Genomic DNA, 17,882 nt, shown 5'->3' on the forward strand with positions numbered 1-17,882 from the left:
CGCCCGGGCGTGGCGATGCGGCATCAGGGCGATCCGCGGAGCGGATCGCTCACGCCCCGTCGAACCGCCCGCTCGCATGGGCGAGCATCGTGTAGACCTTGCCGGTCTCGGAGGTCAGGTAGGCGTTCGACCGGCGCGGGTCCTTGTCGGACCGGGAGACCTCCCCGAGCAGCCGCTCGAACTCGCGCACGTAGCGGTCGACGGTCCGCCGGAACTCCGGCTCGGCCTGGTAGCGGCGGCTGATCTCGTCGAAGGCCTGCCGGCCCTGCGCCGTGTAGAGGTCGCGGGTGAACAGGTTCGGCTCGCCCCGCCGGTAGCGCTCCCACAGGGAGACCGCGGCCTGATGATCGATCATCCGGGCGATGTTGCCGGTGATCGAGTCGATCGAGCCGAGATCCTCCTCCGTCCCGGCGGGCGCCGCCCCGCCGGCCTCGGCCGGCGCCTCGTCCTGCGAGGCGCGGCTGAGGAGGTCGGAGAGCCAGCCGGCGCCGGCCCCGCCGCGACCCGCGGGCGCGGGGCGGGCGGGAGCCGGGGTCGCGGCCGGGCGGGCCGCCTGGGTGGAGGGAGCGGCCGCCGGCCGCGGCGCCGCGGCCGGGCCGGCCGGACGCGGGGCCGGGGCGGAGGCGGCCGGTGCCGCGGGCGTCGGACGCGCCGCCGGCGCGGCGGCGGACCGGCCGCCCTCCGCGACCTGCTGGCGCGGCGCCTCGACGGCGCGAGCCTCGGCCGCCCTCGTCTCGGCCACCCTGGCCTCGGCGACCTTGGGCGCCGCCTTGGGGGCGGCGACGTCGACGCTGCGGCCCGAGCGGGCGACCAGGGACGAGAGCTCGTTGAGCGCCCTGATCTGGTCGGCCACCACGCGGCGCATCTCGCTCGTCGCGTCCTGCGTCTCCTGCGGGATCGCGTTCACGCCGCGCTGCAGGTCGGACCGGATCTCGTCCAGGGTCTGACGGATCTCCCCTGCCATGCCGCGCAGGGATTCGACGGTACCCTGGAAGCGCGTCGCGGCATCGCCGAAGGCGCCCTGGAGCTCGCCCGAGGCCCCCTGGACCGAGAGCCGGACCGCGTCCGCCGCCCGTGCCCCTTCCGCCTCGGCGCTGCCGCGCAGGGTCTCGAAGGAGGCGGTGAGCTGATCGGCCGCCGACCGCGCGGTGCGCGCCACGCCGTCGCCGAGGGCCTTCAGGCGCGCCTCGACGCCGCGCAGGGTCTCCTCGACGCGCCCGCCGAGCCCCTCGGTGGAGGCCGTCAGGGCGCCGGCGCGCTCGTCGATGCGGGCGAGGAGCGCGTCGATCTCCTCCCGGCGGTCGGAGAGGGCGGCGGCGAGGCGGCCCTCCACCCCTTCGAGATCGCCGGCCGCCGCCGTCAGGCCGGCGAGCTGCTGGCGGGTGACCTCGGTCAGGGCCTTGCCGCGGGCGTCCAGGGAGGCGGCGAGGCTCGACGCCTGCCGCAGCGCCCCGGTCGCCGCGTCCTGCAGGGCGGTGACCTGGCCCGAGACCTGCTCGGAGGCCCGCCCGGTCTCGTCCGCGAGGGCGCCGAGCGCCCCCTGGATCTGCGCGATGCGGCCCGCGAGCCCGTCCTCGACCGCCGCCAGGTTCTCGCCCGCGCTGCCGATCAGATCCTGGAGGCCGGTGCAGGCCGCCTCAATCCGGTCCACCAGGGCGCCGAGGTCGCCGCCGAGCCGGTCGCCGGTCTGGCGCAGGGCCTCGACGGCCCGCGTCGCGCCCCGGTCCGCCGCCGCATGGAGGTCGGACGCCGCCCGGGCGGTGACCTCCGCGAGGTCGCGGCTGCGCCGCTCCAGGGCCTCGATCACGCCGCCCACGCCCTCGTGGAGCGCCTGCTCCAGGGCCTGCGAGCGCGCGTCGAGCGTCGCCACGAGGGCGGTGCCGGGCCCCTCCACGAGGTCGCGCAGAGCCGCGACCTGGCGGTCGAGACCGCCCACCACCGTGCCGCCGCTCTGTTCGAGCCGCGCCACCAGGGCCTGGCCGCGGGCGTCGATCGCTTCCTGCAGGCTGCGGGTGCTCGCGTCGAGGGTGCGGCCGAGCGCGAGGCCGCGCCCGTCGACGATCTCGGCCAGCGCCCCCACCCGCTCGTCCAGGCTGCGGGCGAGTTCGGCGCCCGGCCCTTCGAGGGCCTGGACGATGGCCCGGGCGGTCTCGGCGAGGCCGCGGGTCAGCGTCGCGCTGCGCTGGTCGATGAGGGCGGCCAGCGCCGCCGCCCGGCGGTCGAATCCGCCGGACAGGCTCGCCCCCTGGGCGTCCAGGGCCGCTTGCAGGGCGGCGGAGCGCTCGTCGAGGGCCTGGGTGAGGGCCGCCGTGCGGGCGTCGACCAGGGCCGCGTAGGCGTCGCTGCGATCGTCGAAGGCGTCCGCCAGGGCCTCGCCGCGGGCCGCCACCAGGGCCGCGAAGGCCCGCATGCGCCCGTCGATCCGCGCCGTGAAGGCGGCGCTGCGCTCGTCCACCGCGCCCGCCAGGGCCTCGGTGCGCTCGCGCAGGAGGGACGCGAGGGTCTCGGCCCGCGCATCCACCGTGCCCGCGAAGGCGTCCGCCCCCGCCGCCACCGTCCCGTCGAGGGCGGTGATCTGGTCCTGGAGGCGCGCCGCGAGGTCCCCGCCGCGGCTCTCGATCCGCGCGAGGAGGTCCGAGGCGCGGCCCTCGAACAGGGAAACGAGGCCGTCCGTGGCGCGCTCCACCGCCTCCGACAGGGAGGCGACGCGGCCCTGCAGGGCCGCGGCGGCGGCGTCGCCCGCCCCCATCGCGTCGGCGAGCACCTGGCCGCCCTGCGCGAGGGTGCCGGACAGGGCCCGGGTCTTCTCGTCGAGGGTCGCCGCGAAGGCGTTGGTCCGGGTCTGCAGCTCGCGCGCGAGCGCGGTCTGGCGGGCATCGAGCAGGGCCGCGATCGCCCGCTCGTTCTCCTCCAGCACCTCCCGCAGGCCCGCGCCGCCGTCGAGGAGCCGCGCGAAGGCGTCGCGGTGCCCCTCCATCAGCGCCGCGAAGGCCCCGGCCCGCTCCTCCACCGTGCGGGCGAAGGCGGCGGCGCGGTCGTCGACGAGCTGCGCCAGGGCGCTGCCGCGGCTCTCCACCGTCTCGGCGAAGGCCGCGCCGCGGCGCTCCACCAGCAGGTCGAGGGCGGCGATCCGCCGGTCGAACAGGGTGGCGAGGTCGCGGGTGCGGGCGTCGAGCGCCCCGGTCAGGCCGCCGACCTGCGCCTCGATGAGCTGCGCGAGCCCGCGGCCGCCGGCATCGATCGCCTGGCTGAAGGTGCCGGCCTCGCCGTCGAGGAGCCCGCGCATCGCCGCGGCGCGCTGGTCGAGGGTGTCGTGCAGGGCGCGGATGCGCTCGTCCAGGGCGGCGCGCAGGATCTCGGCCTGGCCGTCGAGCAGGGCGTGGATCGTGGCGGCCTGCTCCTCGACGAGGCTGCCGAGGCGGGCGAGGCGCGCCTCGAAGGCGGCGTCGACCGCCCCGCCCCGCTCATCGAGCAGGGTGGTGAGGGCGGTGGTGCGCGACGCGACCCCGTCCTGCAGGCGGGTGCTGCCCGCATCGAGGGCGCGCTCGGCCTCGGCCACGGCCTCCCGCAGCCGCACCAGCACGGTCTCGCCGCGGCGCTCCAGCAATTCGGCGAGGGAGGCGCCGCCGCGGTCGAACAGCCGGGCGAGGTCGGTCACCCGCTGGCCCAGCGCCCCGAACATCGCCTTCCCGCGCTCGTCGATCTCGGCGGCGAGGGCGGCGGTGCGCTCCTCCACGAGGCGCGACAGGCTCTCGGCCCGGCCCTCGAAGGCCGCGCGGATCGCCTCGGCATGACCCGCGAGGTCGCGGCCGGCCGCGTCGCCGTGGCTCTCCACGAAGCCGACGAGGTCGCGGGTGCGCGCCCCGAGCTCCGCGTCGATGGCGGAGAGGCGCGATTCCAGCCGCGCGAGCAGCGCCTCGGCCTCGCGGCCGAAGGTCTCCTCGACGAGCCGGCGGCGGGCCTCCAGGCCCTCGCTGAGGGCGGCCGTGCTCTCCTCCACGAGACGCGACAGGTCCCGGGTGCCGCCCTCGAAGGCGGCGCGGAGCGTCTCCGCGTGGCCCGCGAGGCTGCGGGTCGCGTCGCCGCCCTGGGACTCGACCAGGGCGACGAGGTCGCGGCCGCGCTGGCCGAGTTCCGCGTCGAGGGCGCGGGTGCGCAGTTCCACCTGGCGCAGGATCTCCTGCGCCTGGCCGCCGAACGTGTCCTCGATGAGCCGGCTGCGCTCGTCGAGGGCGGCGGCGACGCCGTCCAGGCGCTGCAGCACCCGCTCGTCGAAGCGGATCGCGCCCTCGTCCATGCGGGCGGCGAGTTCCTCGGTGCGCCGGCCGAGCTCGGTGCCGATCTCGCCGGCCCGCAGGGCCAGCGCGTCGCTCATCGCCTGGGTGCGGGCGCCGATCGCCTGCGCGGCCGCGTCGGCGCGGGTCTCCAGGGCCTGGGCGATCTCGCGCCCGCCCTCCGCCATCGCCCGGGCGATCTCGCCCGCCCGCACGATCAGGGCCTCGTTGAGGGCGTTGGCGCGGGTCCCGAGGTGCCGGTCGACCTCGCCGAGCAGGCCCTCGAAGGTCGCGCCGATCTCGGCGGTGCGCTTGGCCGAGCGCTCCTCCAGGGCGCCGAGGGTGGTCTCCACGATGGCGCTGGCCTCGCGGGTGCGCTCCGCGATGCTGTCGGCCACCGCCCGGCCCTGCACGGTGATGACCCGGTCGATCTCCTCCAGGCGGCTCGCCACCGTCTGGGACAGGTCGCCCGTGTCGCGGGAGATGCGCTCGGCCAGGATGTCGCCGCGGGCGATCAGGTCCTGCAGGGCCGCGAGGCGGCTCGTCAGCACCGCGTCGATGGTCTTGCCGCTGGTCTCGGCGGTGCCGGCCAGCGTCTCGCCGGTGCGGATCAGCGCGTCGTTGACGCGCGCGCCCTGGCTCGTCACCGCGAGCACGATGTCGCGGCCGGCGCCCGCCAGGCGGGTCTGCGCCTCGTCCGCGTGCTGCCCGATCAGGGCGACGATCTCGCGCCCGCTGCCGCCGAAGGCGGTCTCGACGGTGCCGATCTGCGCGGTGAGTTCGCGGCTGATGCCCTCGGCCGCGGTGCCGATGGCGGCGGCCGCGCTCTCGACCCGGCTCGCCAGGGTCTCGACCGAGTGCCGCAGCGCCTCGTCGGCCTCGCCGGTGCGGGCGGTCACGCGGTTCTGCGCCTCGTCGGCGGCCCGCAGGAAGGCCTCGGCGACGCCCGCGAGCCGCGCGTCGACCGCGCCGGTCGCCGTCTCGGCCGAGCGGGCGATCTCGGCGGCGGCCTCGTGGGCGCGGGCCGCCAGGGCCTCGACGGAGCGCCGCAACGCCGCGTCGGCCTCCTCGGCGCGCTCGCCGAGCCGCGCCCCGACCGCGTCGGCGGCGCCGACCAGGGAGGCGGCGGCCGTCTCGATGCGGCCGTCGAGCCCGATGGTCGCGGTCTCGGCCGCGGCGGCGATGGAAGCGGCCACCGCCTCGGCGCGGGACGCCACGGCGTCGAGGGCGCCGCGCAGGGCCGCGTCCGCCTCGCCCGAGCGGGCGGTCACGCGGCTCTCGGCCTCCTCGGCCGCCCGCACGAAGGCCTCGGCCAGGCGGGTGAGGTGCTGGTCGACGGAGCCGGTCGCGGTCTCGGCCGTGCGGGCGACCAGGGCGGCCGCCTCGTCGGCGCGCTCGGACAGGGTCTCGACCGAGCGCCGCAGCGCCTCGTCGGCCTCGCGGGTGCGGGACTGGAGCCGGGCACCGACCGCGTCGGCGGTGCCGATCAGGGCGGTCGTCGCCGCCGCCATCTTGCCGTCGAGGCTGCCGGTGGCGGTCTCGACCGCCTGCACGAAGGCGGAGGCGACGCTGCCGATGCGCGCGTCGACCGTGCCGGTCGCCATCTCGGCCGAGCGGGCGATCGCCACGGCGGCGTCGCGGGCGCGCAGCACGACGAACTCGACCGCCTCGCGCAGGGCGGCGTCCGTCTCCTGCGTGTGGGTGTCGAGGCGCCCGCGGGCGGCCTCGGTGGCCTCGGCAAAGCGCGCGGCGGCCGCCTCGATGCGGCCGTCGACCGCGCCCGTGGCGGTCTCGGCGGTCTCGGCGATGGCCCGCGCGGCCTCCTCGGCGCGCGCGGCCAGGGTCTCCACCGAGCGGCGCAGGGCCTCGTCCGAGGTGGCGGTGCGGTCGTCGATCCGCGCGCAGGCCTCCTCGGCGGCCCTCAGGAAGGCGGCCGCGACGCCCTCCGTGCGGGAATCGAGCGCCCCGGTGGCGGCGTCGGTGGCGCGCACCACCGCGGCGGCGGCCGCCTCGATGCGGCCGAGGGCGTCGCGCAGCTGCGCGTCGGTCTCGTCGACGCGGGCATGGAGCAGGCGGGTGCCCTCCTGGGCGGCGTCGAGCATCCGCGAGGCAGCCTCCCCGCTCGCCTTCTCGAAGGTCGCGGCGAGATCCTCGGCGTTGCGCAGCACGAGGCCGACGCTCTCCTGCGTGCGCGCGCCCACCGCCTCGGCGACGGTCTCGGTCGAGCGGCGCAGCACGTCCACGACCTCGCTCGCCCGGGCGCCGAGTTCGGCGCCGGTGAGTTCCGCGGTGCGGCGGAAGACCTGCGCGGCCTCGACCGTGCGGGTGCCCAGCGCCCCCGTCGCGGCCTCGGCGGCCCGGCGCATGGTCTCGGCTGCCTCGGCCGCGCGGGCGTCGAGTTCGCCCGACACGCCCGACACGGCCTGGCGGAAGCCCTCCTGGGCCTCGACGGTGCGGGCGTCGATCTCGCGCCCGACCTCGGCGGCGGCCTGGCGCAGGGCCGCGATGGCCGCGCCGGTGCGCCCGTCGAGGGAATTCTGCAGCGTCTCGGAGGCGCTCGCGAAGGCCTCCGTGGCGCTCGCGGTCCGCTCCTCCATCAGATCGGCGATGCGCTCGCCGGTCTCGGCGAGGCCGCGCTCCAGGGCGCCGCCGCGCACCACCAGGGCCTCCTCGACCCGCGCGATGGTCTCGTCGAAGCGGCCCGCGAGGTCCGCGGCCCGCACGCCGATCGCCTGCGCCGCCTCCTCGACGAGGGACGCGACCTCCTCGCGCAGCCGCGCGGCGCGGGCCGCGAAGGCCTCCAGCACGCCGTCGCCGGCCGCCTCCAGGGCGCCGCCGGTCTCGCGGCCGCGGGCCTCCAGGGCCTCGGCCACGCGGGCGCCCGCCTCCTCGATCTCGGCGCGCAGGGTGATCGAGCGGTCCGCGATATGGGCCGCGACCGCGTTCCCGGAGGCCGCGAAGCGCTGGGTGATGGCGTCGCCGGTCTCGGCGAAGCGGTCGGTGAGGTCCTGGCCGCGCGACAGCAGGCGCTCCTCCAGGGCGGCGGTGGAGCGCCCGAAGGTCTCGCGCACCTGCTCGCCCTCGCGGGCGAGGGCGGCGATCACGCCCGAGCCCGTCTCCCCGAGCGCGCGGGCCACGTCGGTGGCGCTCTCGGCCAAAGCCGCGGTGACCCGCCCGCCGGCCTGCCCGAGCGCCTCCGTCACCGCGTCCGTCCGCGCCTGGAGCGTGGCCGCCAGGGAGTCGCCGGCCTCGCCGAGGCTCGCCTTCAGGCTGTCGCCGGTCGCCGCGAGGCGCTGCACGAGGCCGTCGCCCTGGCCGGACACCGCCTGGGCGACGCGCTCGCCGGTCTCGGCGAGCGCGGCGGTGATCTCTTCGCCCCGGCGCCCGAGCGCCGTCGTGATCTCCTCGCCGCGGCTGCCGAGCGTCGCGGTGACGCGCTCGCCCACCCCGTCGACCGCGGTGACGATCCGCGAGGCCGCGGTGTCGAGTTCCTGGGTCAGGGTCTGGTGGGAGCCCTGGATCGCCCCGCGCACCCGCTCGGCGTTGGCGACGATGGATTCCCGCTGGGCGACGAGTTCGTCCACGAGGGCGCGGATGCGGATCTCGTTGTCCGAATAGGCGCGCTCCAGGGTGGAGATCTCGCCGCGCACCAGGGTCTCGAGTTCGCCCGCCCGGGCGAGCGCCCGCTCGACGCCGTCGCCCACCGCGGCGACCTCGCGGCGCACCGCCTGGGACATCGTCAGCACGGCGTCGGTGGAGAAGGCCTCGGGCTCCGCGAGGCGGATCGCCACGTCGCCGACCGCGCGGGCGACGAGGCGCATCTCCTGCGCGCGCACGGCGAGCATGGCGGCGATGAAGAACAGCAGCACGGGGGCGAGCACAGCCGCGGCGCCCACCGCGCCCTGCAGGCCGGAGAGCCCGGCGAGGAAGCCGCGCAGGTCGCCGTTCGCCTGCGACCACGCCAGCGCCGCGAAGCCGGCGAGCCAGAGCGTCGAGGCGAGGAGCGCGAGGACGTAGGGCGTGCGCGAGGGCTGCACCCGCAGGCTCTGGCGCATGGCGCCGATGCCGCGGCGGTCGTCGTTGGCGACGAGGGAGCGGTCGGGAGGCAGCAGGCCGCCCTCGCGGCGGGCCTCGCGCTCCAGTTCCGGCATGACGCTGCCGTCGAAGGCCGGCTCGCCCGACCGCCCCTCCGGGCGGCGCGGCGCCGCGAGGGGATCGGAATCCTCGACGTCGGGCAGGCGCGGCTCGACGCGGCTGGCGTCGGAGCCGGCGGGCGTCTGGTCCAGGTTCAAGGCCTGCTCAATCGCCGACAGCGCCGCTTCCGTCGGGTCCTTGAGCTTCTTCTCGGTTGCCATCGAACGCCTCGTTACGCCGTGAACGCCGGCGAGGGATCCGGGCGGGCACCGCCGCCCCCGCCCCGATCCCGCCCCGTGCCGGTCCCCGCGGGCCGGCACGGGGCTGTCGCCATTTACCAATCGGACCTTAGACGCAAGGAGTACCAGCCGGATACCCGCTCCGCTCGAAGCCCGGCGAAAACCTTAAGGGAATGGTTACCATACGCGCGGGGGCCGACGTTATCCCGGCCTATCCCCCGGCTGCGCAACGATTCCGGATAGACAGGGCGGCGCCCGCGGGTGCTGGATCCCGCTGTGGATAGGTTGCGGACCATCGGGGAGGACGGCGCGTCGTGGAGGATCCGGAGCCCCTGCTCGACCCCCGGCACCTCGCGCAACAGACTTTCGGGGACGCCGATCTTGCCGCCGAGGTGATGGGACTGTTCCGGGAGCAATGCGGCCGGCTCGGCCCGGACCTGGCGGACCCGGCGCGCCCGGCGGCCGAGCGGGCCGACCTCGCCCACACCCTGAAGGGCGCGGCCGCCGGCGTGGGCGCGCGGCGGGTCGGCGCGCTGGCGGCCCGGCTGGAGGAGGCCCTGCGCCGGGGCGACGAGGGGGCGGCCCGCGACCTCCTGCCTCCCCTGGCGGCGGCCCTCGCCGCGACCCTGGCGGCGGCACCGCCGCCGGCCTAGAGGCTGTTATGGACCGTGGACTGGTATTGTGTCGCGTCAGCGGCGACCAGCCCGCCAGGAGGTCAGGAGAGGCAAGGCTGGCTGCCTTGCCTCTCCTGACCGACGCCGCGGATGGCGTCGCTCACGCGACCCTGCGGGCTGTCCAGGGTCCATAACAGCCTCTAGCGGCGCCCCGACCCGCCGCGGCCAACGGCGCGCTTGCAATCCGTGTCCCGTCCCGCCAATCAGGCGCTGCCGCGGGCCCGGAGGCCGGCCTGGCGGCCGGAACGGAGCGCCCGATGGTCCAGATCACCTACGTCGATGCCGCCGGCACGCCCCGCACCGTCGAGGGCGCGGTCGGCTCGACCGTGATGGAGACCGCGATCCGCAACAACGTGCCGGGCATCGACGCGGAGTGCGGCGGCGCCTGCGCCTGCGCCACCTGCCACGTCTACGTCGATCCGGAGTGGGAGGCGGCGGTGGGCCCGGCCGAGCCGATGGAGCAGGACATGCTCGACTTCGCCTCGGACGTGCGGCCGAATTCCCGCCTGTCCTGCCAGATCAAGATCAAGCCGGAGCTCGACGGGCTCAAGGTGACGACGCCGCCCCGGCAGGGGTGAGGCGGCGGACGACCCGTTGGCGTGCATGCGCGGTCCCGCATCCACGAACCCGCGAGACGGGTCTCGGCTCTGATCGTCGGCCCTGATCTTAGGTGGCACGCCTCTCCCTGTAGCGCTTCTTTCGCAGTCGCTTGAACGAAGCCGGGGAGACCCGCGGGATCCCCTCTCCCGTGCGGGAGAGGGGCAGGGGTGAGGGTCCAGGTGGTTCAGCAAGTATTCTGAAGTGTCCCGCCGCCAGCACGACAGTCACCGCTTGATGACGGCACGGTCCGGGACCCTCACCCCTACCCCTCTCCCGCACGGGAGAGGGGATCCCGCGGGTCTCCTTGGTTCCGTTCAAGCGGCTGCAAAAGAAGAGCTTTTTCATGTCGATAGGCGAAGTGTGAGCACGGTCGCTCACTCGCGAGAGGGGTTCCCCCGCCCCGCCCCGACGCCCTACCGCACCAATTCCCGCATCGCCCGGTCGATCCCCTCCAGGGTCAGCGGGAACATGCGGCCCGCCAGGAGCTGGCGGATCATCGCGATCGACTGCGTGGAAGGCCAGTGCGCCTCCGGCACCGGGTTGAGCCAGACCGCCTTCGGGAAATGGTCGAGGATCCGCGTCAGCCAGACCTGCCCGGCCTCCTCGTTCCAGTGCTCCACCGAGCCGCCCGGCATGGCGATCTCGTAGGGGGACATCGAGGCGTCGCCCACGAACACCACCCGGTAGTCGGACGGGTAGGTGCGGATCACGTCGAGGAGCGGCGTGCGCTCGGTGTGGCGGCGCCGGTTCTCGGTCCAGACCGTCTCGTAGGGACAGTTGTGGAAGTAGTAGTGGGCGAAGTGCTTGAACTCCGAGCGCGCCGCCGAGAACAGCTGCTCGGCGAGGCCGACGTGCCAGTCCATCGAGCCGCCGATGTCGAGGAAGAGCAGCACCTTCACGGCGTTGCGGCGCTCCGGGCGCAGCCGCAGGTCGAGGTAGCCGGCCTTGGCGGTCTCCCGAATGGTGCCGTCGAGATCGAGCTCCTCCGCCGCGCCGGTGCGGGCGAAGCGGCGCAGGCGCCGCAGGGCGAGCCGCATGGTGCGGCTGCCGAGTTCCTCGGCATCGTCCAGGTCCTTGAAGTCGCGCCGGTCCCAGACCTTCACGGCCCGGAAGTTGCGGTTCCCGTCCTGGCCGATCCGGATTCCCTCCGGGTTGTAGCCATAGGCGCCGAAGGGCGAGGTGCCGGCGGTGCCGATCCACTTCGAGCCGCCCTGGTGGCGGCCCTTCTGCTCGGCGAGGCGCTGCTTGAGCGTCTCGAACAGCTTGTCCCAGCCCAGCGCCTGCAGTTCCCGCCGCTCCTCCTCGGTGAGGTATTTCTCGGCGAGCTTCCTCAGCCACTCCTCGGGGATCGCCTGCGGCTCGACCGCCTCGCCCAGGGACTCGATGCCCTTGAAGACCTGGCCGAAGACGCGGTCGAACTTGTCGAGGTTGCGCTCGTCCTTCACCAAGGCGGCGCGGGAAAGGTAGTAGAACTCCTCGACGCGCTGCTCCGCGAGGTCGCGGTCGAGAGCGTCGAGGAGGGTCAGGTACTCGCGCAGCGAGACCGGGACCTTGGCGGCGCGCAGGGCGGTGAAGAAGGTCAGGAGCATGCCCGATCAACGCGCGAGGATGTCGGTCGGTCAAGTCCCGCGGGGCGGGGAGCTTGGAGGCCGCTACGGCCAGCGCACCGTCGGCGGCATGCTGGAGAGGATCGAGTCGACGTTGCCGCCGGTCCGCAGCCCGAAGATGGTGCCGCGGTCGTAGAGCAGGTTGAACTCCACGTAGCGCCCGCGCCGCACCTGCTGCTCGTGCCGGTCGGCCTCGGTCCAGGCCGTGGCGAGGTTCCGCCGCACGATCGCCGGGTAGACCTGCAGGAAGGCCTCGCCGACGTCGCGGGTGAGCGCGAGGTCGGCCTGCGGATCGCCGGTCCAGTGATAATCGTAGAAGATGCCGCCGATGCCCCGCGGCTCGTCGCGGTGCTTCAGGTGGAAGTATTCGTCGCACCACGTCTTGTAGCGGGCGTAGTCGGCGCCCTCGTGGCGCTCGCAGGCGGCCTTGAGCGCCGCGTGGAACGCCACCGCGTCGGGATCGTCCTGCCTGCGCCGCCGGTCGAGGACCGGCGTCAGGTCGGCCCCGCCCCCGAACCACGCCTTCGTGGTCACCACGAGGCGGGTGTTCATGTGCACGGTCGGCACGTTCGGGTTCCACGGATGCGCGATCAGCGAGATGCCGGTGGCGAAGAAGCGCGGATCCTCCGCGGCGCCCGGGATCTGGACGCGGAATTCCGGGGCGAATTCCCCGTGCACCGCCGAGACGTGCACGCCCGCCTTCTCGAAGACGCGCCCGTGCAGCATCGCCATGGTGCCCCCGCCCCCCGGCGCGCCGGTGTGGTCGGTGCGCGTCCAGGGCGTGCGCACGAAGCGGCCCGGCGCCTGCGCCTCGGGGTTGAACGGGCCCGCCGCCTCGTCCTCCAGGGCCTCGAAGGCGGCGCAGATGCGGTCGCGCAGGGTGGCGAACCACGCCGTGGCCTCGGCCTTGAGGGCGTCGATGTCGAGGGAGGCGTCGATGCTCATGCCCTGGTCATCCCATACCGCCGCGCCGCGGCCAAGGGGGGATGGCGGAGGCCCGTCCGCGGGCCGGTTGGAACCTCCGGCCCGATCGCCTACACGGGCCGCAGACCCGCCCCTGCCACGGACCGGCCATGCCCACTCCCCTCACGATCCTGCTGATCGGCTCCGGCGGCCGCGAGCACGCGCTGGCCTGGAAACTGGCGCAGAGCCCGTCCTGCCGCCGCCTGCTGGTGGCGCCCGGCAATCCCGGCACGGCCGCCCACGGGGAGAACCACCCGGACCTCGACGTGATGGACGGAGAGGCCGTCGCCGCGTTCTGCCGCCGGGAGGGCGTCGACTTCGTGGTGGTGGGCCCGGAGGCGCCGCTGGTGGCGGGGATCGTCGACGCCCTCGACGCGGCCGGCATCCCGGCCTTCGGGCCGCGGGCCGCCGCCGCGCAGCTCGAGGGCTCGAAAGGCTTCACCAAGGACCTCTGCGCGGAATTCGGCATCCCCACCGCCGCCTTCGCGCGCTTTACGGCGGTCGAGCCCGCCCTCGCCTACCTGCGCGACCGGGGCGCCCCGATCGTCGTCAAGGCGGACGGGCTCGCGGCCGGCAAGGGCGTGGTGGTGGCCGAGACCCTGCCGGAGGCGGAGGCGGCGGTGACGCACCTGCTCGCGGAGCCGGGCGCCGAGGTGGTGATCGAGGCCTTCCTGGCGGGCGAGGAGGCGAGCTTCTTCGCGCTCTGCGACGGGACGCGGGCGGTCGCCTTCGGCACCGCGCAGGACCACAAGCGGGTCCATGACGGCGACCGCGGCCCCAACACCGGCGGCATGGGCGCCTATTCCCCCGCCCCCGTCCTGACGCCGGAGATCGAGGCCGCCGTGATGGCCCGGATCATCCGGCCGACCCTCGACGGGATGCGGGCGCGGGGCACGCCCTTCCGGGGCATCCTCTACGCGGGGCTGATGCTGACCGCGGAGGGGCCGATGCTCATCGAGTACAACGTCCGCTTCGGCGACCCCGAATGCGAGGTGCTGATGCCGCGCCTCGCGGACGACCTCGTGCCGCTGCTCCTCGCCGCCGCGTCGGGCGACCTCGCGGGGGCGGCGCCGGCCTGGTCGCCGCAGGCGGCGCTCACCGTGGTGATGGCCGCCCCGGGCTATCCGGGGCCGGTGGCGCGGGGCTCCGAGATCCGCGGGATCGCGGCCGCGGAGGCGACGGGCGCCCTGGTGTTCCAGGCCGGCACCCGGCGCGAGGGCGAGCGGCTCCTCGCCGATGGCGGCCGGGTCCTCGCCGTGACGGCGCTGGGCGAGGAGATCGCGCAGGCGCAGGCGCGCGCCTACGCGGCGGTGGCGCGGATCGACTGGCCGGAGGGCTTCTGCCGGCGCGACATCGGCTGGCGGGCGGTGGGGATTCCGGGCTGACACGCCCTAGATTTCCGCGGGTCCCGAGTGACGGAGCCCGCCATGCCCGCCGACCTCTTCCCCGGCTTCGAGTCCCGCTGGATCGACCTGCCCGACGGGCGCTTCTTCGCCCGGGTCGGCGGGCCGGCGGAGGGGCCGCCCCTGCTCCTGCTCCACGGTTTCCCGCAGACCCATGCCTGCTGGCACCGGGTCGCGCCGGCGCTCGCCCGCACGCACCGGGTCGTGTGCCTCGACCTCAAGGGCTACGGCTGGTCGGCGGCGCCGCGGGGTGACGCGGCCCACGAGGCCTATTCCAAGCGCCGCCTAGGCCGGGAGTCGGTGGCCGTGATGGAGCATCTCGGCCACGCCCGCTTCGCGCTGGCCGGCCACGACCGCGGCGGCCGGGTCGGCTACCGGCTCGCCCTCGACGAGCCGGGCCGGGTGGAGCGGCTCGCCCTCCTCGACATCCTGCCGACCGTGATGCAGTGGCGGCGCATGGAGGCCGACCCGTCCGCCTACCCGCACTGGCGCTTCCTCGCCGAGCCGGCCCCGGGCCCCGAGACCGAGATCGCCCGGCAGGGCCCGGACCCCTACTACGAGGGGCTGCTGCGGACCTGGACCGGCGACGGCAGCCTCGACGCCTTCGGGCGGGAGGCCCTCGCGCTCTACCGGCAGAGCTGGAACGTGCCCGACCGCATCCACGCCATGTGCGAGGATTACCGGGCGGGCGCCGGGCCGGACCGGGCGGCGGACGAGGCGGACCTCGCGTCGGGCCGCACACTCGCCTGCCCGACCCTGCTGCTGCCGGGCTCGGGCTTCGTGGGCCGCGGCGGGCTCGACCCGATGCTGGCGGCGTGGCGCGAGACCTTCGCGCCGCAGGCCGAGGGGGTGGTGATCGCGTCGGGCCACTTCGTGGCGGAGGAGAACCCGCAGGAGACGCTGCGGGCGCTGGAGGATTTTCTCGGGCGGTAGCGGTGCGTCTTCCTTTGCGGCCTCCCCGGCCCACTCCGGCCGGGGAGGCCCGCACGGGCGGGATGGACCGCGTCGTGCGATGGACGCCCGCGTCGGGCGCCGGGGCCGAGCACCGGAACCTCCGCGCGCGCGACGGCGGGGAGATCCTGGCGGAGAGCGTGGTGATCGGCGAGCGGGACGGCGCGGCGTTCGGGCTATGACGCCTTTCGCACACATCGATCATGCGCAGTAATATAATTTAGGCTATCTCGTTCACTGATGACTCGGGTGCTATCAAGCACTACCGACTTATATGCATCCTCGTGCTGCGAAGCAGCCGCTGCAGGCGGATTGTGCGAGGTTGCAACCCGGGCAGTCAGCTGAACTTGAGGCTGAGCGTCCGATGGCGGCTGCGATCAAGATCGTCGGTCCGCCCTCCCGAAGTTGCGCCCAATGATCTATTTTATGATAATTACCTAGAGTAGTTCATTTCTCATTTTATGCGCTAATTTATCCCATAATATTGATATTACCTGAGTTTATCCGCTGAATTGGGAATAAATTCAGCGGGAAATTCTCTAACCGGCATCTTGAATCACAAGGTGCACGCGCGGTAGCGCCTCGCCAGCGGCTGGCCAAGCGTCTCCGATAAAGCGTCCGATGTCTTCGATGATCGCAACCACCCGCGCGATGCTGTCGGGCAGCGAGATGTCGGAATCCTCATCATCGAGCTGGCCTGCAAGGTTGATACAGCCGATCGTCGAACCATAACGATCTGCCGGATGGATCAGGATGCCAACACGGTGGCCGGTGTTACTGACCTCAATTGCTGGACGTGGGTGGTTACCATTCTTCTCAAAGTTGCGTGTCGAGTACTTCGGCGTGGCATGGACCGCAAGTGGATACTGCTTGGCCTCGATGCAGGTGTGAGACAGCGTGCCCGCCCTTCCATTGTTACCTGGGCCCTGCCGTTCGACCGTCATCCCTTCAATGCCGGCCGGGCTCCCATCGTGGAATACGGCGTAATGCCCGACGGTCCGGTCGAATCCCTCTCCCACCCTACGCTCCTGGCGTAGCCGTTGCACGCGCAACACCCAACCACTCGGGAGGGCTGGCGCGACGATGTCAGCTGCCGGTCCCGCAGCAAGGGCCGAAATGGCCGTCAAGCTCAGGGCGGAGGCCGGCGCGCTACCCGGCAGCAATGCTGCACCCGCGGAGACGCAGGACAGGAGATGTGGAAAATTGCCGGGATTGGACACGTAGTAACTGGTAGCTCGGAGATATCCCTCCATCGCTGAACCATCTACTACCGTTGGCGCTGCTGACACCGGAACGCTGAGGTGAGGATCATGGCCAGATAACCAGAGCAACAGTCTGTCTGGATAGCCGCTCATGTTGATCCATAGCGCTATGTAGAGCAAAGCCTTGGGCGTGATCGTGCGCCCCGCCCGCAACGCCGTAGCCATGCATTCATCTATTTGGCGGTAGACGTTGCCGAGAATACTCTCGTCCATGATATCAACTGTGGCACGGCCTGCCAAAAGAGCCTCATTCACCCGCTTGGTCTCGGCCACGCTTAGCGGATTGTGGACAAGGTGAACCGAGAGCCGCGCGACGAGGCTGTCGATGTCCGCCTCGGGTATATCGTTGGCAGCGAGTACGGTTCGAAATGCACGTTGTACCTCAGGCTGGCCGGCAGCGAGATCGCCTTGCATGAAGCCGAAGCTCGCGCCGCTTCGGCCCTTGCCAGCAAAGCAGAGTTGATAGGGGCTGGCATCGCCAATCTCATGCAGCCGCAACGCCATTCGTATTGCGGGTTTTATGACATCTTGGGGCATGTTTCCTCCCGGCATTTTTGTGGAACGATTCACGTGGCAGGAATTACAATCGAAGATATTCGCAGGATATTGCACAACTTTATCGCATTATGCACCAATAAGCCAGAGATCGCAATGCCAGAATTTGACTTGACTCATGCAAAATTGGACGGCTGATTCGATCAGGGACCGAGCCGAATAGCCGAGACAAGGCTACCGTCACCGGCCTTAGACTCGCTCAGCACCCGTATCGGTCGGACTGAAGCGTCGACCGCGACCATGCTGGGTAGCACTGCACTGCGGAGGATCGTATGACTTTCGTGTCTGCATGGTCGCCACAGGTCGGGACGGTCATTTACAAAGCGGATGATGGAACGGAATCCGTCCGACAAAATGGATCGCGGTCCTGGCGGAACTGCAATCCCGGCAATATTCAGAAGGGCAGCTTTGCCGACTCCTGCGGCGCCATCGGCGGCGACAGCCGCTTTGCCATATTTCCTGACGAGGCCACAGGCCTTGAGGCGATCGCCACGCTGCTGCGCAGCCGATCGTACCGCTCCCTCACCCTGCAGCAGGCTATTTTCCGCTACGCGCCGACGAACGAGAACGACTCCAACGCCTATGTCCAGTCCGTCGTCGAGCGAACAGGTGTTTCGCCCGACGAGATCATCGCGAGACTGTCGTTAGCGCAATTGAATGGCATTGCCTTGGCAATCCAGGTGCATGAAGGGTGGATACCGGGAACGGAGGCTGCCGCTGTGGCTCGCGCGCAGCGATTGCGGGCATCAGCAGAACTCACGGGATTAACCTTTGCGGCTGAGGCTACAGCGGCGCCCGCTGCCCAGAGCGCCTACGTTTATGAACAGGCGACTGGCCGGCTGTATCTAAGGCGCGACGGCTCGCTCGATCTCGAGGCGTTCGGATATTCCGGGTCGGAGGTCGGCGGCGGAAAGAATAACCCGGACGCGCAGTGTCGCCAGGATGTCGGCCCTCTGCCCCGTGGCGACTACCAGATTGGAGGGCCCATCATGGGGCCTTCGCCCTACAGCCTTCCGCTGACACCGGCGTCGACAAATGACATGTGCGGGAGGTCGGGATTTCTGATTCATGGCGACTCCATCGCAGCACCCGGACGGGCGTCGCACGGATGCATTATCCTGGCCCGTCCCGCCCGCGAGCGCATTGTCGCGAGCGGGATCGACAAGTTGATCGTCGTCGCCCGGTTAAGCTGACCATGGTCGAGGTGCTAGGGCCAAAAC

General features: G+C 73.0%; 10 protein-coding genes. 6 read left to right on the forward strand and 4 right to left on the reverse strand.

From position 1 onward, the window contains the following. Positions 1 to 49: 49 nt before the first annotated feature. Positions 50 to 8,629 (reverse strand): apolipoprotein A-IV repeat region-like domain-containing protein, encoded by an 8,580-nt coding sequence (locus tag ACW9J6_RS21065; protein WP_457118470.1) that lies wholly within the window; start codon positions 8,627 to 8,629, stop codon positions 50 to 52. Positions 8,630 to 8,961: 332 nt separating this feature from the next. On the opposite strand from ACW9J6_RS21065, the gene ACW9J6_RS21070 reads away from it, so the two are divergent. Then, a complete protein-coding gene (locus ACW9J6_RS21070; RefSeq protein WP_457118471.1) occupies positions 8,962 to 9,300 on the forward strand; it encodes an Hpt domain-containing protein in 339 nt (112 codons plus the stop codon). A 278-nt stretch (positions 9,301 to 9,578) separates the two neighbouring features. Next, on the forward strand, positions 9,579 to 9,899 hold the full coding sequence (locus tag ACW9J6_RS21075) for a 2Fe-2S iron-sulfur cluster-binding protein (RefSeq protein WP_457118472.1): 321 nt from the start codon (positions 9,579 to 9,581) through the stop codon (positions 9,897 to 9,899). A gap of 435 nt (positions 9,900 to 10,334) precedes the next feature. Here the strand turns inward: ACW9J6_RS21075 and ACW9J6_RS21080 are convergent, their stop codons facing one another. Both ACW9J6_RS21080 and hemF read right to left on the reverse strand, forming a co-directional pair. Next, entirely contained in the window at positions 10,335 to 11,510 is a 1,176-nt protein-coding gene (locus ACW9J6_RS21080) for a vWA domain-containing protein (protein ID WP_457118473.1), read from the reverse strand. 63 nt (positions 11,511 to 11,573) lie between these two features. Then, positions 11,574 to 12,473 carry an oxygen-dependent coproporphyrinogen oxidase gene (gene hemF, locus ACW9J6_RS21085; RefSeq protein WP_457118474.1) on the reverse strand — a complete coding sequence of 300 codons (900 nt, stop codon included), beginning with the start codon at positions 12,471 to 12,473 and terminating at the stop codon, positions 11,574 to 11,576. A gap of 128 nt (positions 12,474 to 12,601) precedes the next feature. Between hemF and purD the strand changes: the two genes are divergently transcribed. The 3 genes from purD (at position 12,602) to ACW9J6_RS21100 (ending at position 15,027) form a co-directional block, all read left to right on the forward strand. Continuing rightward, positions 12,602 to 13,876: a phosphoribosylamine--glycine ligase gene (gene purD, locus ACW9J6_RS21090; RefSeq protein ID WP_457118475.1), complete on the forward strand. Its 1,275-nt coding sequence runs from the start codon at positions 12,602 to 12,604 to the stop codon at positions 13,874 to 13,876. A 42-nt stretch (positions 13,877 to 13,918) separates the two neighbouring features. Continuing rightward, a complete protein-coding gene (locus tag ACW9J6_RS21095) occupies positions 13,919 to 14,827 on the forward strand; it encodes an alpha/beta fold hydrolase (RefSeq protein ID WP_457118476.1) in 909 nt (302 codons plus the stop codon). A gap of 74 nt (positions 14,828 to 14,901) precedes the next feature. Next, the gene (locus tag ACW9J6_RS21100; RefSeq protein ID WP_457118477.1) at positions 14,902 to 15,027 is read left to right on the forward strand and encodes a hypothetical protein; all 126 of its coding nucleotides are present in this window, start codon (positions 14,902 to 14,904) and stop codon (positions 15,025 to 15,027) included. A gap of 357 nt (positions 15,028 to 15,384) precedes the next feature. Here ACW9J6_RS21100 and ACW9J6_RS21105 read toward each other — a convergent pair whose 3' ends face one another. Further along, on the reverse strand, positions 15,385 to 16,644 hold the full coding sequence (locus ACW9J6_RS21105; RefSeq protein ID WP_457118478.1) for a hypothetical protein: 1,260 nt from the start codon (positions 16,642 to 16,644) through the stop codon (positions 15,385 to 15,387). A gap of 290 nt (positions 16,645 to 16,934) precedes the next feature. Here ACW9J6_RS21105 and ACW9J6_RS21110 point away from each other — a divergent pair, with 290 nt between their 5' ends. Continuing rightward, positions 16,935 to 17,855 (forward strand): tlde1 domain-containing protein, encoded by a 921-nt coding sequence (locus ACW9J6_RS21110; protein WP_457118479.1) that lies wholly within the window; start codon positions 16,935 to 16,937, stop codon positions 17,853 to 17,855. The last annotated feature ends 27 nt before the right edge of the window (positions 17,856 to 17,882 follow it).

The sequence above is a fragment of the Methylobacterium sp. JK268 genome (assembly GCF_054052225.1).